Source organism: Ruegeria sp. YTSA072 (genome assembly GCF_059610285.1).
Window position 1 is genome coordinate 211,946 of the sequence record NZ_JBXWNI010000003.1, and the last position, 17,080, is coordinate 229,025.

General features: G+C 55.1%; 15 protein-coding genes. 6 read left to right on the forward strand and 9 right to left on the reverse strand.

The window, feature by feature from the left end:
- Positions 1 to 65 precede the first annotated feature (65 nt).
- The 4 genes from AC2FIB_RS07740 to AC2FIB_RS07755 all read left to right on the forward strand — a co-directional run bounded on the left by AC2FIB_RS07740 (position 66) and on the right by AC2FIB_RS07755 (position 4,918).
- Positions 66 to 1,271 (forward strand): YcaO-like family protein, encoded by a 1,206-nt coding sequence (locus AC2FIB_RS07740; protein ID WP_496841896.1) that lies wholly within the window; start codon positions 66 to 68, stop codon positions 1,269 to 1,271.
- A complete protein-coding gene (locus AC2FIB_RS07745; RefSeq protein ID WP_496734566.1) occupies positions 1,268 to 2,626 on the forward strand; it encodes a TfuA-like protein in 1,359 nt (452 codons plus the stop codon). Before AC2FIB_RS07740 ends, AC2FIB_RS07745 begins: the two co-directional genes overlap by 4 nt.
- The gene (locus AC2FIB_RS07750; protein ID WP_496734568.1) at positions 2,613 to 3,908 is read left to right on the forward strand and encodes a gluzincin family metallopeptidase; all 1,296 of its coding nucleotides are present in this window, start codon (positions 2,613 to 2,615) and stop codon (positions 3,906 to 3,908) included. Before AC2FIB_RS07745 ends, AC2FIB_RS07750 begins: the two co-directional genes overlap by 14 nt.
- A 149-nt stretch (positions 3,909 to 4,057) precedes the next feature.
- Positions 4,058 to 4,918: a hypothetical protein gene (locus tag AC2FIB_RS07755; protein ID WP_496734570.1), complete on the forward strand. Its 861-nt coding sequence runs from the start codon at positions 4,058 to 4,060 to the stop codon at positions 4,916 to 4,918.
- Positions 4,919 to 4,973: 55 nt separating this feature from the next.
- On the opposite strand, the gene AC2FIB_RS07760 is transcribed toward AC2FIB_RS07755, so the two are convergent.
- Both AC2FIB_RS07760 and AC2FIB_RS07765 read right to left on the reverse strand, forming a co-directional pair.
- Positions 4,974 to 6,743, reverse strand: coding sequence for a tetratricopeptide repeat protein (locus AC2FIB_RS07760; RefSeq protein ID WP_496841898.1), 1,770 nt, complete (start codon positions 6,741 to 6,743; stop codon positions 4,974 to 4,976).
- A 94-nt stretch (positions 6,744 to 6,837) separates the two neighbouring features.
- Entirely contained in the window at positions 6,838 to 7,440 is a 603-nt protein-coding gene (locus AC2FIB_RS07765) for a GNAT family N-acetyltransferase (protein WP_496841899.1), read from the reverse strand.
- A gap of 278 nt (positions 7,441 to 7,718) precedes the next feature.
- Between AC2FIB_RS07765 and AC2FIB_RS07770 the strand changes: the two genes are divergently transcribed.
- On the forward strand, positions 7,719 to 8,561 hold the full coding sequence (locus AC2FIB_RS07770; protein ID WP_496841900.1) for a fumarylacetoacetate hydrolase family protein: 843 nt from the start codon (positions 7,719 to 7,721) through the stop codon (positions 8,559 to 8,561).
- Positions 8,562 to 8,616: 55 nt separating this feature from the next.
- Here the strand turns inward: AC2FIB_RS07770 and phnY are convergent, their stop codons facing one another.
- Together phnY and AC2FIB_RS07780 are read right to left on the reverse strand one after the other, a co-directional pair.
- Positions 8,617 to 10,065 (reverse strand): phosphonoacetaldehyde dehydrogenase, encoded by a 1,449-nt coding sequence (gene phnY / locus AC2FIB_RS07775; protein ID WP_282169487.1) that lies wholly within the window; start codon positions 10,063 to 10,065, stop codon positions 8,617 to 8,619.
- Positions 10,066 to 10,251: 186 nt separating this feature from the next.
- Positions 10,252 to 11,271, reverse strand: coding sequence for a GlxA family transcriptional regulator (locus AC2FIB_RS07780; RefSeq protein WP_282169488.1), 1,020 nt, complete (start codon positions 11,269 to 11,271; stop codon positions 10,252 to 10,254).
- 150 nt (positions 11,272 to 11,421) lie between these two features.
- Between AC2FIB_RS07780 and AC2FIB_RS07785 the strand changes: the two genes are divergently transcribed.
- Entirely contained in the window at positions 11,422 to 12,102 is a 681-nt protein-coding gene (locus tag AC2FIB_RS07785; protein ID WP_058274894.1) for a GntR family transcriptional regulator, read from the forward strand.
- 13 nt (positions 12,103 to 12,115) lie between these two features.
- Here AC2FIB_RS07785 and AC2FIB_RS07790 read toward each other — a convergent pair whose 3' ends face one another.
- Genes AC2FIB_RS07790 through AC2FIB_RS07810 form a run of 5 tightly spaced genes read right to left on the reverse strand, consistent with a single transcriptional unit; the run spans position 12,116 to position 17,054 of the window.
- Complete coding sequence (locus AC2FIB_RS07790; RefSeq protein WP_496734580.1) at positions 12,116 to 13,072, reverse strand: ABC transporter ATP-binding protein; 957 nt, start codon at positions 13,070 to 13,072, stop codon at positions 12,116 to 12,118.
- Positions 13,069 to 14,046 (reverse strand): ABC transporter ATP-binding protein, encoded by a 978-nt coding sequence (locus AC2FIB_RS07795; protein ID WP_058277169.1) that lies wholly within the window; start codon positions 14,044 to 14,046, stop codon positions 13,069 to 13,071. The genes AC2FIB_RS07790 and AC2FIB_RS07795 overlap by 4 nt, the downstream gene beginning before the upstream one ends.
- A 4-nt stretch (positions 14,047 to 14,050) precedes the next feature.
- Complete coding sequence (locus AC2FIB_RS07800; protein ID WP_496734581.1) at positions 14,051 to 14,956, reverse strand: ABC transporter permease subunit; 906 nt, start codon at positions 14,954 to 14,956, stop codon at positions 14,051 to 14,053.
- Complete coding sequence (locus AC2FIB_RS07805; RefSeq protein WP_496734582.1) at positions 14,953 to 15,960, reverse strand: ABC transporter permease subunit; 1,008 nt, start codon at positions 15,958 to 15,960, stop codon at positions 14,953 to 14,955. Before AC2FIB_RS07805 ends, AC2FIB_RS07800 begins: the two co-directional genes overlap by 4 nt.
- Positions 15,960 to 17,054, reverse strand: coding sequence for a M24 family metallopeptidase (locus AC2FIB_RS07810; protein ID WP_496734583.1), 1,095 nt, complete (start codon positions 17,052 to 17,054; stop codon positions 15,960 to 15,962). The genes AC2FIB_RS07805 and AC2FIB_RS07810 overlap by 1 nt, the downstream gene beginning before the upstream one ends.
- Positions 17,055 to 17,080 lie beyond the last annotated feature (26 nt).

Below are 17,080 nucleotides of genomic sequence, written 5' to 3' on the forward strand. Positions count from 1 at the left end.
TCCTATTTGCGTATAGCTTGTTTTATTGTGCGAACCTGCACGTTTGTTTTGGCAAGGTCGATGAAATGACCGATAGTTCACAAAAGACCTACGTGCATGACACTCATCGTCTGCGCGACCCCGCGCACACCCTGAGCATTGTGCAACCATTTCTTCGGGAAATGGGTATAACTCGGATCGCGAATCTGACCGGCCTGGATCGGATTGGTTTACCTACCGTCATGGTTGCTCGTCCCAATTCCCGATCTGTTGCGGTGTCACTTGGTAAGGGACTGTCGTTACAGGCAGCGCAAGCTTCGGGCGTTATGGAAGCGATCGAATCCTGGCATGCCGAACGTGTGCGACTTCCGCAGCGGCTTGCCAGATATACCGATTTGGCTGATGAAGCGACCGTTGTGGATGCGGAGCGATTGCCTAAAGTCACCGGCGCGCAATTTGATCCCAATAGCAACATGTTATGGGTCGAAGGCCGGGATTTGAAAAGCCAACGGGCCTGCTGGGTTCCGCTTGAGATGGTGGACACTGACTACACCACGGCTCCACTCGCTGGACAACGCGCATTTCCCAGAACAACGAATGGTTTGGCTTCGGGCAACAATGTCGCCGAAGCGAGTTGTCATGCGATTTGCGAATTGATTGAGCGGGATGCAACGACGCTGTGGTCTCATCAATCCACGACCGTGCGTATTGATCCCGGTACTGTCGATGATCAGCGATGTCGGGCAGCCATTGAAAAAATCACCGCCGCAAATCTGGAGATCGGGGTGTGGAACACCACGTCGGATATCGGAATTGCCAGTTTTCGCTGCGTGATCTGCGAGGCTGGCGGGCAGCCTGGTCACATCGGCATCGGCGACGGGTGCCATCCGGATCGAGCAATCGCGTTGCTGCGCGCGGTGACAGAGGCTGCTCAGACCCGGCTAACCTATATCTCGGGCGCGCGCGATGATCTGGATCCGGAAGAATTCACTGACCAGGCGCAAACAGATCGGTGTAGATATGTGCGGGATCTGATCGATCGTGCCCCTCCGACAGAGAACTTTCAGGACTGCTCGACGCATTCAACCAAGACATTCGAGGATGACCTGGCTTTACTGTTGAACAGGTTAGAGGCCGTCGGGATTTCTCAGGTGGTGATCGTGGACTTGTCTCGGTCTGAATATGATCTATCGGTTGTTCGGGCGGTCATACCGGGCTTGGAGGCGCCGCATGACGACGCGGATTATGTACCAGGCCTAAGAGCGCTGCAGATCAGGCAGGAAACCGCATGACCGTCGTTGTATTTGTGGGCCCTACCCTGCCAGCGCACGAAGTCACCGCACGGTTGAATGCTGCGATCCTACCCCCTGTTCAGCAGGGTGATGTCTATCGCGCAGCCAAGGATCAACCGCACGCCATTGGGATCATAGATGGGTTTTTTGAAGGTGTGCCGTCAGTTTGGCATAAGGAAATCTTGTGGGCGATGGAACAAGGGATACCGGTATTTGGCAGCGCCAGCATGGGCGCCCTGCGAGCAGCGGAACTTGCCGATTTTGGAATGATCGGTGTCGGCGGGATCTTTGAGGACTACCTCAGCGGCGTTTTGCAGGATGACGATGAGGTCGCGGTTCTGCACAGCCCGGCAGAGCTGGGGTTTAAACCGCTCAGTACACCGATGGTTTCCATCCGGGCCACTGTAAAAAAGGCACAGGCGCATGGGATTTTACCTGCTGAAAGTGCCGCCACAATCCTAGAGCATGCGAAATCCAGACACTATCGGCACCGCATTTGGCAGAACATCGGCAAAGAGTTAAGCGACTTGCCCGGAATAGCGGCCTTTTTAGATTGGCTACCCGGCGGCCAAATTGATGCCAAGGCAGATGACGCCCGGGCGATGCTGGCCCTTATGGCGGATTGCCTGTCGCTGGGAACCCTACCCCCAAGTCCCGTAACGCGGACCGAGCCAACCTTGGTGTGGAAACAGTTGCGCAACCGCATCGACACCAACGAGGCAAAGAACCACACTGTGATTGACGAGTTGCGGTTAGACCCGGAACTGTACGCCGAATTGCGCAACCGCGCAGTGCTGTGCGTGATGGCACAAGAAGAAGCCGCCGAGCTGGATCGGCAACCTGATCGTGACGCCCTGATCCGGCAGATGACGGACCACAGGGCCAAAGCTGGATTATCTCATAAAACGCATTTGATGGAATGGCTGGCGGCCAATGATCTGAACCTTGCGGAATACGAGGACATACTGGCGGATGCCGCCCGGGTCGAAGCGACGGTCGCCGCGCGTTTGACCCAGTTAGATGAGCCATTGCTGGCCGAACTGAAACGAACCGGAAAGTACACCGATCTACGGGAACGGGCGGTCGCCAAGGAAAAAGCTAAGATTGTGAATGGGCACCTCTCGGGCGCAGATCGTCTGCGAATGGTCGTGTGGTATTTTGAAACGCGCCTTGACCGGGACGTGCCGGATAACCTGGACAGCTACGCGACCTCGCTTGGCCTATCCGGGCGCGCAGAACTTGGTGAGTTGATCGAAGCAGAGTTTTTATTTTGCCACAGGAATTCCCGTGCGGACGTCCCAAAAAACAAGGTGGCTTCCGCCCGACACGAGGGGTCGATTGATGAACACACATGAGACTGTAAGCGACGAAGAACCCGGCACACGGTTCCTGCTGTATCCGCAATCACCTTTTCTGGAACCGGGCGCGCAACCGGAGCTTATCGAAATTTCGGCTCCGCAAGGTAGCATCGGGCCGGGGCCGTCCGGTCCGCGCATGTACACTGTAAATCCTGTCGGCAAAACCACACCTTACGGCGCCATTGTTCCCGGGCCAAATGGACCGGGTATGTATCTGCCTCCTTGGGATGGATACATCCAACCGCCCGCGATGCCTGATGATTTAGGGAACTTCTTTCATATTGCCCCGTCGGACCCCTCATTTGAGGCGGCGCATTTGTTCGGGTCAGCTCACTTTACAATGGATGTTTGGCAAGGGTATTTTGACCGGCCGATCCCATGGCATTTCTCACGCGATTTCAACCGGCTTGAACTGTCCCTGCTACCCAGTCTGGACAACGCACATATTGGTTGGGGGTTTCTGGAAACGGGCGGCACACACGAACATGGAGACGAGTACCGCCCATATAGCCTGAACTTTGACGTTGTCTCCCATGAAATTGGACATGCCATTATCTATAGCGTCATTGGTATGCCGTCAGACGGGGATGCGTCGGGAGAATATTACGGTTTTCACGAGTCCGCTGCCGATATGGTCGCCCTTCTTGCGTCGCTGCATTTTGGTTCTGTTGTTGACGCATTGTTGAAAAACACGCGGGGCAACCTGTACACCTTCAATCGTCTGAACCGGTTTGCCGAACTGGGGGAAAACGCGCAAATCCGAATTGCCGCCAACACACGGTCCATGTCAGAGTTTGCGGCCGGATGGACCAGCGAACACGATCTGTCCGAACCATTGACCGGAGCGATGTTCGACATTTTCGTAGATATTTATCACGAACGCCTGCTGCTGCATGGGCTGATCTCACCTGAAGAAGAACACCTGTCCGATCAACTGGAAGACTCTCCGGATTACAGCGAGGTTATGCAGGGTGTGTTCGATGCCCGTTATGCCGAAAACCCGGAAGGTTTCCGGATCGCTTTGCTTGAAGCGCGCGATTTTCTGGGAACCTATCTGGCCGACACATGGGAGCGGCTGGATGCCGATATCCTCAGCTATTTCGGCGTCGAAAAAGCACTGCTGGCGGTCGATCAGGAAATCACTGGCGGTGCGTTTCGCAACATCATCGAAGGCAACTTCCGCATGCGTGATATTGGTCTGACATCTGCCGGTCCACGTCTTCCCGATCCCGAAGAAGACAGCCACTCTGCTTCGGTTCGTACGCAGGTGCCGGAATGACGTGTAAAATCCTTTATTTTTAAGCGGTTTTATGGCATGCAATCGGAAGAAGATTATTGGAACGCATTTGCTCGAATATTGTTCGAGTTTATTTTGAGGGGGAGATGAGGGTTCTGGCTTCGTCGATCCCATAATTGGGAGAGAATGGTATGTCTGAATCCTTGCTCAGTTTTTCAGAAGTGTTGTTGTTTGGTAGAATTATTGAAGACATAAAAATTCAGTCACAAACCAAAGTGAAAGCAGCCACCATCCAGGACATGCCAACTCCCTTGAAGGGAGGTTCTGTCGACGGTGTGACATTGAAACCGCGTGACCGGGTCTTGGTAAAAAATCAAACCAAGCCGGAGCAAAACGGCATCTACACAGTGGCAGACGACACGGACAGTTCCTGGTTCAACAAAACGCAAGTCAGGCGCGGGACATTGATCAGAGTGCGGAAGGGCACGCAATTTGATCCGACTAAACCGTTCTGGGAGCAAACAGGCAGATTTGATCTTGGGCAACAACAGTTCGAGCAAGTCAGCAGACGCAGGAAACGGCGTGGAAACAACAATCATCTTGCGGAACAGCTGGATGATGATGCCCAGCTCGCCAGAATCTACGGTTTCGCGTATGAAGGCACGTATTATGAACTGCCCGAACCCACTATTTTCCTGGTACATGGTGAAGGCGACACGGCAACTGAAGCTAACGCGCCTGCGGGCCAGGGTTCTCGTGCGCCAGTAAATCCGACACTCTCTGGTGTTGCTTCTGCCGACTATCAGTATTCCAATGATATGCGCGTCTGGGACTATGACAAAGCTGATTTCACTTTGCGTATGGATGTGATGACCGGCCAGTTCGAACAGGTCCTGCTGGACATCTATTTCGGTTTTGACAGCCCGGCCATTAGCGGTGCCAAAGTCAGCGGCGCAAAGGTGAGTGGGGCCAAGGTCAGCGGTGCAAAAGTCAGTGGCGCAAAAGTAAGCGGTGCCAAGGTCAGCGGCGCAAAGGTACGCGGCGGCGACTAAATCCAGTTTTCGAAAGTAAGCTCAGGGGCACCGGAACGCGGTGCCCCTTTGCATTTTAGAACCCGGCCTTTTTCAGACCTTCCACAAAGTGCTGCGTGTCTTCCTCTAGCCGATCCGGTTGAACGGTTGTCCACCGGGCCAGCGAAAAGTTCGGATGCGCCTCGCGATGTTTTTCCCGGATCAAACGGGCCATATCCGTTTGACCAAGCTGCGCATAACTCGCGGCCAACATACGCTGCCCTTCGGTCGGATTGTTCATCTTGTTGACCGTCTCAATTACATCCTCATAGCGTCTGAGGTTGTAATACGCTCCGCCCAAGTGCCAAAGGTATTGATCCGGGAAATAGGGATTTAGACGCATTGCCTGCTGAAGATGTGTTATGGCCGTCTCGTTATCGCCCGAATGAGCCAGCGCATCAGCAAAGTCAGAATGCATATCCGCGTCGTTTGGGTTTAACGCCAACGCCCTCTGATAGGATTGGATGGCTGCGTCATGCTCTTTGCGGTAAAGATGCACATAGCCCAATTCGCCAAAACCACGCGCGTCGGTCGGGTCCAGCTCAATCGCGCGCTGCGCCAACATCAGCGCCTTTTCTAGCGATTGTGACGGCTCCTCGGCCCAGGAATAACGCCAGTCGATATTTAGAGTTCGCGACAGCGCTGCTGCAGCACGGGCATATCCTTCGTCCCGTTCAAGGGCTGATTGATAGAAATTCTGTGCCTTGCGGTTGTCGTTTCGGGTGTATTTGAAGATGTGGTGCTGACCTTGAAGGACCGAACCATAGGCCTCAAGATCGTTTGGAACCGCCTGAATCATGCGCTGTTTTTCATGCGACTCGATCATCACCGCAGTGGCCGCCACAATGCACTCTGTGACCTCATCAAGAATGTCGAAAATATCGTCAATCTTGCGATCGAACCGTTCGCCCCAGATCATGTGCTCGGTGTTGGCATCAATCAACTCGGCGGAAATCCTGATCCGACTGGCTGACCGACGTACACTGCCGCGCGCGACATAGCGGACATTCAGCTTTTGCGCCGCCTCTTTCGGAGGCATCGACTGTGTCCTGAAGAAAAATGACGAGTTCCGGGCGATGATAAAAAGGTTCCGGAACTTGGACAGATTCATGATGATGTCGTCTGTTAGACCTTCGGCGATCCAGCTGTCGGACTCATCGCCGCCAGAGCTGCTGAAGGGAAGAACGGCCACAGACGGCGTATCCGGCCGTTCGAATATGTCCCCTTTCAAATCCGGGCGCATCGTGCCAGCCATTGTTGCGCCGGCCACTTCGCTGCGGACGCAGTAGGTCGAGACAGGATTCATGATGTTCTTGAGCTGTTTTGGCCCCAGAAACTCGTACCCATATCGCAGGCGATTGCAGACCTGATCATACACGGCAGAGCTGACATAGACCCGCTCAGGCTCGGCTATCTCTTGCAACCGGGCCGCGATATTGACGTTGTCGCCGTGAATGCCACGTTCGTCTATCAGTATCTCACCAAGGTGAATCCCGGCCCGGAACTTGATTCGCTGATCCTGCGCGCGGGTTTTATTCTGATCGCTTGCGATTTGATGCAATTCGACCCCGAATTCTACTGCGCTGGTGGCAGTTTCGAACAGGGCCAAAATCCCGTCCCCACGTACCTCAACCACTCGGCCGTTGTACTTTGCGCACGATGCCTCAAGCAAAGAAATCAATGCTTTCAATTCATTATAGGTATCCAGCTCATTCTCGCTCATGAGCCGGGAGTATCCTACGACATCAGCGAACAATACTGCGCCAAGCCGTTGAGTAATTGGAATGTCAGAAATTGTCGTACTCACAAGTGTTACTCTTTTTTCGGATTCGTAGCGGACCCGTAACCAACATATATCAAAAAACGTTTTTGACGACCGAAGCAGTTTTGATCGGAACTGATCACACCTCTGCGATCCGAGGTGGCCATGACCAGTCGGCGCAATCATTCGGCCCCAAAGTCACGATCGTATTCGCATCCAGTTCCTGTGCCAAAACGTTTCGGCGAACCATCCACTCGGATTTCAGAATGCCCACAACAACCATATCTTGAAACTCACCTTCAGCGAACCACGCTTGACGCATCGTCCCTTCAATCCGGAATCCTATCTTGGCAACAAGATCACGGCTGTGATGATTGTCCTCACGATAATAAGACGTTATGCGGTTCAGCCCCAGCTGTCGAAATGCCAGATCCAACACCAAAGCAGATGCCCGGAGCCCGACGCCGGATCTGCGCATTGCCTTGTTGACGAAAACTGCAACCACTGCATCGCGATTGATGTTCGAGATAGACTCGAGCCCGGCCAGCCCAACGGCCTCACCTGTGGAGGACTCGACGACAAACCAACATTTGCGGCTGGCATCGGAAGACGTAAATGAATCTCTCCAAAATTCTTCGGCATGCGATGTATTGAGGGGCACGCGCGTTGTACGATCGAAACGCGCAAGGTCTTCAACGTCCTGAAACCAACTCAGAACGGAATCCAGATCTGCCCTTTCCATCGGGCGCAACCTGAACGTGTTTTGTGAATTGTTGCTCACGATAAATAGTACCTTTGAAAGAAATCAGTAAAATCTGCTCGGACACTAGCACAAAAAAATAAAAATTACGAAATGAGATTACAGTATCTCTGTCCTCTGTTTAATTCACCACAAGATTTGAGTTTTTGGTGCAGGGGGTCGATAAGTGTGCTGTCCGGTCAAATACAACGGAATTTCCCTTCCGCACCCCTGTTGGCTAATGATGGCCGCGGACGCTCTGAGCAAAGGGAACACTATCAATGAAATTACTGCGGTTCGGTCCCAAGGGCGCGGAAAAGCCCGGTCTTCTGGATGCCAAGGGCGCAATTCGTGATTTGTCGGGTGTGATTGATGATCTCACAGGCGAGTTGCTTGGCGATGAAGCCCTGGACCGATTGCGCAGGTTGGATACCGCAAGCCTGCCTCTAGTGGATGGTCAACCGCGGATTGGCGCTTGCGTCGGTCAGGTCGGCAAGTTCGTCTGCATAGGTCTGAACTACGCCGATCATGCAGCCGAGAGTGGGATGGAGCTGCCGCAGGAACCGGTAATCTTTTTTAAGGCAACTTCGGCCATTACTGGCCCCAACGACACGGTCGAAATCCCTCGTGGCTCGGTCAAAACCGATTGGGAGGTGGAACTGGGTGTGGTGATCGGGAAAGAGGCCAAATACCTCTCGGAAGCCGAAGCCTTGAACCATGTCGCCGGTTATTGCGTCATCAACGACATATCAGAACGCGATTTCCAACTGCACCGTTCGGGCCAGTGGGTCAAAGGCAAATCCGCCGACACGTTCGGTCCTATAGGTCCATGGCTTGTGACACGGGATGAGGTACCCAATCCGCAGGACCTGCAGATGTATCTTGAGGTGAACGGGCAACGGTTTCAGAATGGATCGACCCGAACGATGCATTTCGGCGTGGCGACAGCAATCTCTCATCTGTCGCAGTTCATGTCGCTACAGCCGGGAGATGTGATTTCGACAGGCACCCCTCCGGGTGTGGGCATGGGCCAAAATCCGCCGACCTATTTAAAACCCGGCGACAGGATGCAGTTGGGTATCAAAGGCTTGGGTGTGCAACGGCAGAACGTTGTGCAGGGTTGAGCCCCCTGTTTGTGCAATTGTCACAATTTCCCGCAACAGAAAAAGGGCTGAAAAGTCACTCGGGCCAGGGCAGTGAATAAGTTTTGACGTTGGTGAAAAATTTCATCGCCTCGATCACGCCTTCCTTGACGCCGTTGCCGCTGTCCTTGATGCCGCCAAAAGGAGACATTTCGATCCGGTAGCCGGGCTGTTCCCAGATGTTGCAGGTGCCAACGTTCAAACCGTTGATGTAGGTAATCGCCCGGTTCAGATCATTTGTACAGACACCCGCAGACAAACCAAATGCGGTGCCGTTTGAGATCTGCATGACTTGCGCATCATCATCTGGAACACGAACGATCGGCACGATTGGACCAAATGTTTCTTCCATCACCAACTCGCTGCCGTGGGGCACCTTGTCGACGACGATCGGCGGCAACAGTGCACCGTCGCGGCCGGGGTGATAGAGGATTTCTGCGCCCTCTTGCGCAGCCTTCAGCACGCGGTTTTCGAACAACTCGGCGGCTTGTGCGTGGATAACGCAACCCAATTGCGTTTCTGGGTCCTGAGGGTCACCAAACCGGATCGCTTTTGCCTTTTCCAGAACAAGTGGCACAAATCTATCTGCCACGCTTTCCTGAACCAGAATGCGTTTGATCGCGGTACAGCGTTGCCCCGAATTCCCTGTGGCCCCGGCCACAGCTATACTGGCGGCCTTGTCCAGATCGGCGTCATTCAGATCATTCAGCACGATCAGAGGATCGTTGCCGCCCAACTCCAGTGCCTGCCGTTTGTAACCCGCCTTGGACGCGATCATCTTGCCTACCGGCACACCGCCCGTGAAGGTGACTATGTCAATGTGTTCATTGGTGATCATCTCATCGCCGATATCTTTTGGCCAGCCAGTCACGACCTGAAACATTTCGGGCGGCAGCCCTGCCTCGTACAGTATGTCCGCCAGCGTCAGGGCCGTCAGTGGGGTCAGCTCGGTCGGTTTGCAGACCATGCTGTTATTGGTGGCAATGGACGGTGCAATCTTGTGGCTGACCATGTTCAGAGGGTGATTGAACGGTGTAATTGCGCTGATGGTTCTGACCGGCTCGCGTTTGGTGAAAATCTTGCGCGCCTTGCCGTTGTGGGTCAGATCGCACGAGAAAACCTCACCATCGTCCTTCAGGGCCTCGGAGGCAGCGAACTGAAAAACGTCCTGCGCGCGCCTGGTTTCATAGATCGAGTGCTGATGGCAGATGCCAAGCTCAAGCGTCAGCCATTTTGCGAGGTTTTCGCGATTTTCACCAATCAACGCGCCGGTGCGCCGCAAAATCTCGCTGCGTTCGTAACGCGTCAATTTGGGCGTGTAATTTGCGGCGATCTCAAAAGCTTTGCGTACATGTTCAGAAGTGCCGGCAGGGACGGTACCGACAACCTCACTCGTGTAGGGGTAGTGGACCGGGATTTTAGCATCGGTAAAGACAATCTCGCCGCCAATACGCATGCCTTCGTTGCGGATACCGGATGTGTTCATGATAACGTCCATGATAAAGAGGCCAACGCTATGCTGGCAAAAAGCGGTGCTTCAAAATTGCGCAATGGCAGGCGCAGCGAAGTGTCGATCACGCAATTGAAGATGAAGGGAACGCCCCGCTCGGTCAATCCACTGTGGCAGTCCAGAGCTGGATTGCACCTCGGTATCCAAGTCTCACCAACGGTCTTAGTTGCCACTTTCGTGCGACCACGATCTGCGGAAGTTATGCGGCGAGACATTGTACCGGCCTCGGAAATGAACTGAAAGCCTGTCCGTGCTGGAAAACCCGGATGCAAAGGCAATCTCGGATACGCTGAGGTCGGTTTCATTCAAAAGGGCGAAGGCACGATCTAGCCTGAGGTTGTTGTAATACTGGCCGGGCGACATCTTTGTGTGCTGCTGGAACAGCCGTTCCATATGGCGTCTGGACAGAGACGCCTGATCCGCTACCGCCTCAAGACTGAGCGGCGATTCAATGTTGTCCCGCATTATTTGGACAGCTTCGACCAGCTTGGCGTTGCGCGTCCCCAAAAGGGCCGAGACTGGCGAAACTTGATTGCTGCCACTTTCTCCGACGCGTCGGTGCAAGCACATCTCGGACACGTTGATGGCCAGGGCGTTGCCGAACAATTCCTCGATCACTTCCAGCATCATATCGGTGCTGGCGTGCCCTCCCCCGCAAGTGCGCAGCTTGCCGTCAATCTCGTACAGACTCTGGGTTGGCGTCATTGTCGGAAAATACTCGCAAAACCCGGGGCGGTTTTCCCAATGAACGGTGAACTTCTTGTCGCCGATCAGGCCTGCCTTGGCCAAGGCAAAGGCCCCGGTGCAGATACCGCCAAAATCGCATCCATGTGCCTTTTGCCGACGGATCCAATTCAAAACCCGGGTGTCAAACGAAGCCATCGGCTCAGTGCCGGAACACACGAAGGTATAAGCCCCCTGCTCCAGATCATGCATGGGTTGGTCGGCTTGAATGCGGATTCCGTTCGAACACGTGACCGGCGCGCCATCTGCTGACAGGACATACCATTCGAACAATTGCTTTCGGGCCAGTTGGTTTGAAATACGCAAGGGTTCAATCGCAGCGCTAAACGCCAACATCGTGGTATTAGGCAGTAACAGGAAATGAAAGGCCTTGGGCGGCCCATCAAAGGGAACGTTGACGGAAATCGCCCCCTTGGGCAGGAAACGTTGGCTGTCCACTACACCCCTCCTTCGCGTCCGAATGCCGCATCGTTGCTGGCCTGCTGGAACGCTCGAGCAACTTAAAGTTATCAATAGATGTAAGACCCTTGGAAATCGAACGCTCATTTTGTATTTTGGATACAACTTACACCGACCGAGACCACTCTTATGCCCAGAACCCGCGCGATCGCACGTCAAAGTCTTCCAGAAGTCATCACGAATGATCTGCGGGAACGTATCCTAAGTGGAGAGATGGCCGAAGGTGAAACCATCCGGCAAGAGGCCCTTGCCGAGGATTACGATGTTTCGCGTATGCCGATCCGCGAAGCCCTGAAACGGCTGGATGCCGAAGGTCTTGTGCAGCTAACTAACAACCGTGGTGCATCGGTGACTTCGCATTCGCTTTCGGAAATTGGCGAGATTTTTGACCTTCGCGTTCTTTTGGAAGTTGACCTGTTTAGACGGGCCATTCCGCAGATGACGGAAGCTGATTTTGCCAGATGCGAGAAGCTGCTCGACGACATGGAAAGGTCTTACGAAGCTTACAATGTCGGGCGATGGGGCAGCCTGAATTATGAATACCACAAAGCCCTTTATGCTGCTGCTGATCGTGGGTTGACCAATGAGATCCTGCAAAGGGTCAATCTGCAATCGGACCGCTATGTCCGTATGCATCTCAGCGTCATGGAACAGCGCGAGCCCGCCAAGCAAGATCACCGACAGCTTTTGTCGCTGGCACGCAAACGTCAGGTTGATGCCGCAGGTGAACTGCTAACCAAGCATATTCAACGGACCAAGGATCAGTTGTTGGCGATGGTAATTAAGACACGGAAAGGTGACACTGGCTGAAGGTCCCCCATCCCTACCCCAGTGGGTGCAGGCACGCCACTTTGTGGTCTGCCCCGCTCAGTTCTGGTGGCGCTGCGCGGCACTCTTCGGTTGCTAGCCAGCACCTTTGTGCAAAGGCACAGCCTTTGGGGATGTTCATCGGGGACGGAAGCTCGCCTTCTAGTTTGATCCGATCCTTGCGCGCGTCGGGGTCTGCGCGAGGTGTTGTCGACAAAAGAGCCTTGGAATAGGGATGCCTAGGGGCAGCAAACAGCTTTTCTTTCGGTGCCTTCTCAACCGCGCGGCCTAAATACATAACGATCACGTCGTCGGCAAAATGCTTCACCACCGACAAATCATGCGAAATGAACAGATAGGCAAGGTTCAGACGTTCCTGCAATTCGACCAGCAGGTTCAGAATTTGCGACTGGATCGAGACGTCCAGTGCTGAAACCGGCTCATCCAGCACCAGCACCTTGGGGTTCAGCATCAGGGCGCGGGCAATTGCTATCCGCTGCCGCTGCCCGCCCGAGAACATGTGTGGGTAGCGGTCGTAATGTTCGGGGCGCAGCCCCACGAGGTCGATCATTTCTCTCGCGCGCGCCTCTCGGTCGGCTGCGGACATCTCGCGGCGGTTTATGATCAATGGCTCTTGCAGGATTTGACCAATCCGTTGGCGCGGGTTGAGCGAGCCGTAGGGATCCTGAAACACAATTTGCACAGTTTCACGCATCTGGGCCCATTTCGATGGAGATATTTCAACGCCATCGATGGTCAGACTACCCGAGGTCGGTTCTTCGATCATCGTCACCACCCTTGCGAGGGTGGACTTCCCACAACCGGACTCTCCTACGATCGCCAACGTTTTGCCTGGCCGCAGTTCGAAATCCACACCAGACAATGCCTTGACCGTTGCGGCCTTCGACAACAACCCGCCTTTTACGGTATAAAACCTGGCCAATTCACTGGCCTGAACGATGGGGGCGGTCATGCCAGCTCTCCGGTTGTTATCTTTTCAACGTAATGGCAACGCGCCTTGCCGAATTCCGCACTGTGCGGGGTTGGGGGCAACGATCGGCACAGATCATCTGCATATTGGCATCTGGGGCTGAACAGACATCCTTTTGGCCGATCAAACTGCCCTGGAACGACGCCGGGAATGGTAGGCAGCATCTTCGACGTCGCCCGCTCCGGAAGCGCGTTAAGCAACGCAGTTGTGTAGGGGTGACGCGGGGTGCGAAACAGGTCTTTGACTGCCTGCTCCTCGACCTTTTGGCCAGCGTATTGGACCTGCACCCGCTCGGCGGTCTCGGCGACAACGCCCATATCATGAGTGATAAGGACCAAACCCATGCCCTGTTCGTCCCGTAGGCGAACCAACAGATCAAGGATTTGCGCCTGAATTGTCACGTCCAGCGCCGTTGTCGGCTCGTCCGCAATCAACAGCTTGGGTTTGCAGGCGATGGCCATTGCAATCATCACCCTCTGGTTCATGCCGCCGGACATCTGGTGCGGAAACGTGTTCAGGCGGCTTTCGGGTGCGGGGATGCCGACCTGATCAAACAGCTCGATGGCGCGCTGGTGGCGGTCCTTTCGGTTCAGACCCAGGTGGATGCGCAAGGCCTCCTTGATCTGGAAGCCAACCGTAAAACAAGGGTTAAGCGATGACATCGGTTCCTGAAAAATCATGGCAATGTCTTTGCCGATGATCTTGCGACGGTCACGGGCCGAGATTTTGGTCAGATCAATGCCTTCAAAGCTTAGTTGGTCGGCCGTAATTGTGGCCGTCCAGGGTAGCAGACCCATCAATGCCAGCATCGACACCGATTTGCCCGAGCCACTTTCGCCGACGATGGCCATCAACTCGCCCTTGTCGACGGACAGATCAACGCCATCCACGGCGCGGAACTGACCCGAGGCGGTTGCGAATTCGACAGTGAGGTTTCGGATATCCAACAGGCTCATGTCGTCAGCTCCGCTTTAGCTTAGGGTCCAGCGCATCGCGCAGACCGTCGCCCATCAGGTTGATGGCCAGCACCGTGACCAGGATGGCCAGACCGGGGAACGTCACCACCCACCACGCGCGCAGAATAAACTCACGCGCTTCGGCCAGCATGGTGCCCCATTCTGGCGTGGGCGGTTGCGCTCCCATGCCCAGAAAGCCAAGGGCTGCGGCATCCAGAATGGCGGTCGAAAACGACAGCGCCGCCTGAACGATAATCGGAGCCAGGCAATTCGGCAGCACAGTCTTGAACATCAGTCGGGCCTTGCTGGCACCGGCAACGCGAGCCGAGGTCACGTAATCCTTTTGCCGCTCTGCCAACACAGATGCCCGGGTCAAACGCACGTAATGCGGTTGAAACACAATGGCGATGGCGATCATCGCGTTGGTCAACGAGGGACCAAGGATCGCAACCAGAACCAGTGCAAGCAGCAGTGAGGGGAAGGACAGGATGATATCCATCACCCGCATGATCATCGTATCGATCCATTTGGGCGCGAAACCCGACAGCAGGCCGACAATCACCCCACCCGTCACGGCGACACAAACCACCACGATGCCGACAAAGAAGGAATAACGCGATCCCATGATCAGCCGCGACAGCATATCCCGACCCAGCGGATCGGTGCCCAACGGGAAGGCCCAGCTTCCGCCATCTTGCCACGCAGGAGGTTGCAGAATGTGATTGCGGAACTGTTCTGTCGGGTCGTAAGGCGCCAACAAAGGTGCAAAGGCCGCACAGAAAACAAAAGCGGCAAAGACCCAAAGGCCCATCACCGCACCGCGGTTTTCGCTGAAGTAATACCAGAACTCTCGCAGGGCGCTGGGGCGGTCTTCGGTTTTTGGTGGGGTCGCGGACAATTCAGCCATCATCGCCTCCGGATTTTGGGGTTGATGACGCCGTAAAGGACATCGACCAGCAGGTTTACCAGCATGACGATCACGGCGATCATCAGCAGGCCGCCCTGCACCACCGGGTAGTCGCGGCGGAAAATGCTATCGACCATCCACTTGCCGATGCCTGGCCAGCTAAAGATTGTCTCGGTCAGGATCGCCCCGGCCAGCAAAGTGCCGACCGACAGGCCGATCACTGTAATCACCGGGATCAGCGCATTGCGCAGCGCATGCAGCCCATTGATCCGCGCGGGGGCGAGGCCCTTGGCGCGGGCCGTGCGGATGTAATCCTCACCCAACACTTCCAACATGGCCGAACGGGTCTGACGTGCAATTACGGCCAAAGGGATCGTGCCCAAAACGATGGTCGGCAGAATTAGATGGCGTACAGCCGATCCAAACGCCCCCTTCTGCCCGGACAGCAGACTGTCGATCAACATGAAGCCAGTGACGCTTGGAAAGTAGTACAGCAAGTCGATCCGGCCTGAGACAGGCGTCCAACCAAGGTTGCCGGAAAACACGATGATCAACAACAGCGCCCACCAGAAGATCGGCATGGAATACCCGATCAGCGCGGACGACATCAGCGCCCGGTCGAAGAATTTGCCCCGATTCACAGCGGCAATAACGCCCGCAGGCAGCCCCAAAGCTACTGCAAAAATCATGGCGCAGATCGACAGTTCCAGCGTGGCCGGAAACAGGGCAAAGAACTCGTCCCAAACCGGCTTCTTGGTGACAAAGCTCTCGCCCAGATCACCATGCAACACGCCAACCAGATAGTCCCGGTATTGCTGCAGAACAGGTTTGTCGAAGCCCAGCTTCTCGACCATCTCCTGATAGCGTTCTTCGGACATTCCGCGTTCACCGGCCATGACGATGATCGGATCGCCTGGAAGCACCCGAATGAACATGAACGAGATCAGTGTTACGCCCAGAAATGTCGGAACGAACATGCCGAGGCGGGTAAGGAAATAGCCAAACATCAGCGGCCTATGATTGTTAGTTCTTTGGGAAAGCTGGTCAACGACCGGCAACCGTCTTCGGTCACCAGTACGTCATCTTCGATCCGAACGCCGAAATTGTCCAGGTCATAGAGGCCCGGCTCGTTTGTCCAAACCATGCCCGCGTGCATGATCTGGCCGTTGCCACGCATGATGTAGGGCGCTTCGTGCACATCGCGGCCCAGCCCATGACCGGTCTTGGTGCGGATCCGATCTGCATAGGGCGAAGCCTCGAGCACGCTGGTCACCGCGTCGTCGATATCGTGGGCAGTGACGCCAGGCCGGCAAGCTTCGAACCCGACAAGGTTGGCGCGCAAAACCGTATCATAAACCGCCCTGCCCTCATCCGAGGCTTCGGCGACAAAAAAGGTGCGTGTGATGTCGGCGGCAAACCCATGTTTGCGTGCGCCGAAATCGAACAGCAGCGCGTCGCCTGCTTTGATCTGGTAATCCGCACGCGCTTTACCATGTGGTTGAGCCGAGTTTCCTCCGGCCGTCACGATGGGCGAAAATGCCAGCGACGCGGCTCCTTCGGCGAACAGCGTTTGGATCAAAGCTTGTTCAATCTGTACTTCTGTCTGACCCACACGAACATCCGCAACGACCCGCTCCAGCGCTCGTTCCGAGATATCAATCGCCGCTTGCAGCGCTGCAATGTCATCGTCTGTCTTGATGATGCGCAGGCCGGATATCTCTCGTTCCGCGTCCACGATCCGCAGCTCGGGCAAGGCACGGGTAAAGGCCTTAGAGACAAAGACTCGCATCACCTGCCCTTCGACCGCGAGAGATCGCAGCGGCATGTGTTCAGCCAGCGCCGCGAAGGCATCGTCATAACCTGTCTGATCGCGCCAGTCGAAGACAGAGCCCTCAAACCCGACTAGTGCCCAAGAGCCCAGCTCAAGGTTTGGCACAATCGCCGCCGGGTCACCTTCGGCCGGGATGACGGCCACAAAGGGCCGTTCGTGGCTCATGAAGGGTTTTCCCAACGCGCGGGTAAAATTCGGGCCGGGCACCAGTGCCACGGCATCTACTGACATGTCCTTTGCCAGTTGACGGTACTCGGACAAATCCGGCATTTGCGCCGACCTCCCAATAAAGAAAA

What these genes read in the sequence shown, in the direction of transcription:
- AC2FIB_RS07740 (WP_496841896.1), top strand. Translation starts at nt 66, where the DNA reads ATGACCGATAGTTCACAAAAGACCTACGTGCATGACACTCATCGTCTG.
- AC2FIB_RS07745 (WP_496734566.1), top strand. Translation starts at nt 1,268, where the DNA reads ATGACCGTCGTTGTATTTGTGGGCCCTACCCTGCCAGCGCACGAAGTC.
- AC2FIB_RS07750 (WP_496734568.1), top strand. Translation starts at nt 2,613, where the DNA reads ATGAACACACATGAGACTGTAAGCGACGAAGAACCCGGCACACGGTTC.
- AC2FIB_RS07755 (WP_496734570.1), top strand. Translation starts at nt 4,058, where the DNA reads ATGTCTGAATCCTTGCTCAGTTTTTCAGAAGTGTTGTTGTTTGGTAGA.
- AC2FIB_RS07765 (WP_496841899.1), bottom strand. Translation starts at nt 7,440, where the DNA reads ATGGAAAGGGCAGATCTGGATTCCGTTCTGAGTTGGTTTCAGGACGTT.
- AC2FIB_RS07770 (WP_496841900.1), top strand. Translation starts at nt 7,719, where the DNA reads ATGAAATTACTGCGGTTCGGTCCCAAGGGCGCGGAAAAGCCCGGTCTT.
- phnY (WP_282169487.1), bottom strand. Translation starts at nt 10,065, where the DNA reads ATGAACACATCCGGTATCCGCAACGAAGGCATGCGTATTGGCGGCGAG.
- AC2FIB_RS07785 (WP_058274894.1), top strand. Translation starts at nt 11,422, where the DNA reads ATGCCCAGAACCCGCGCGATCGCACGTCAAAGTCTTCCAGAAGTCATC.
- AC2FIB_RS07790 (WP_496734580.1), bottom strand. Translation starts at nt 13,072, where the DNA reads ATGACCGCCCCCATCGTTCAGGCCAGTGAATTGGCCAGGTTTTATACC.
- AC2FIB_RS07795 (WP_058277169.1), bottom strand. Translation starts at nt 14,046, where the DNA reads ATGAGCCTGTTGGATATCCGAAACCTCACTGTCGAATTCGCAACCGCC.
- AC2FIB_RS07800 (WP_496734581.1), bottom strand. Translation starts at nt 14,956, where the DNA reads ATGATGGCTGAATTGTCCGCGACCCCACCAAAAACCGAAGACCGCCCC.
- AC2FIB_RS07805 (WP_496734582.1), bottom strand. Translation starts at nt 15,960, where the DNA reads ATGTTTGGCTATTTCCTTACCCGCCTCGGCATGTTCGTTCCGACATTT.
- AC2FIB_RS07810 (WP_496734583.1), bottom strand. Translation starts at nt 17,054, where the DNA reads ATGCCGGATTTGTCCGAGTACCGTCAACTGGCAAAGGACATGTCAGTA.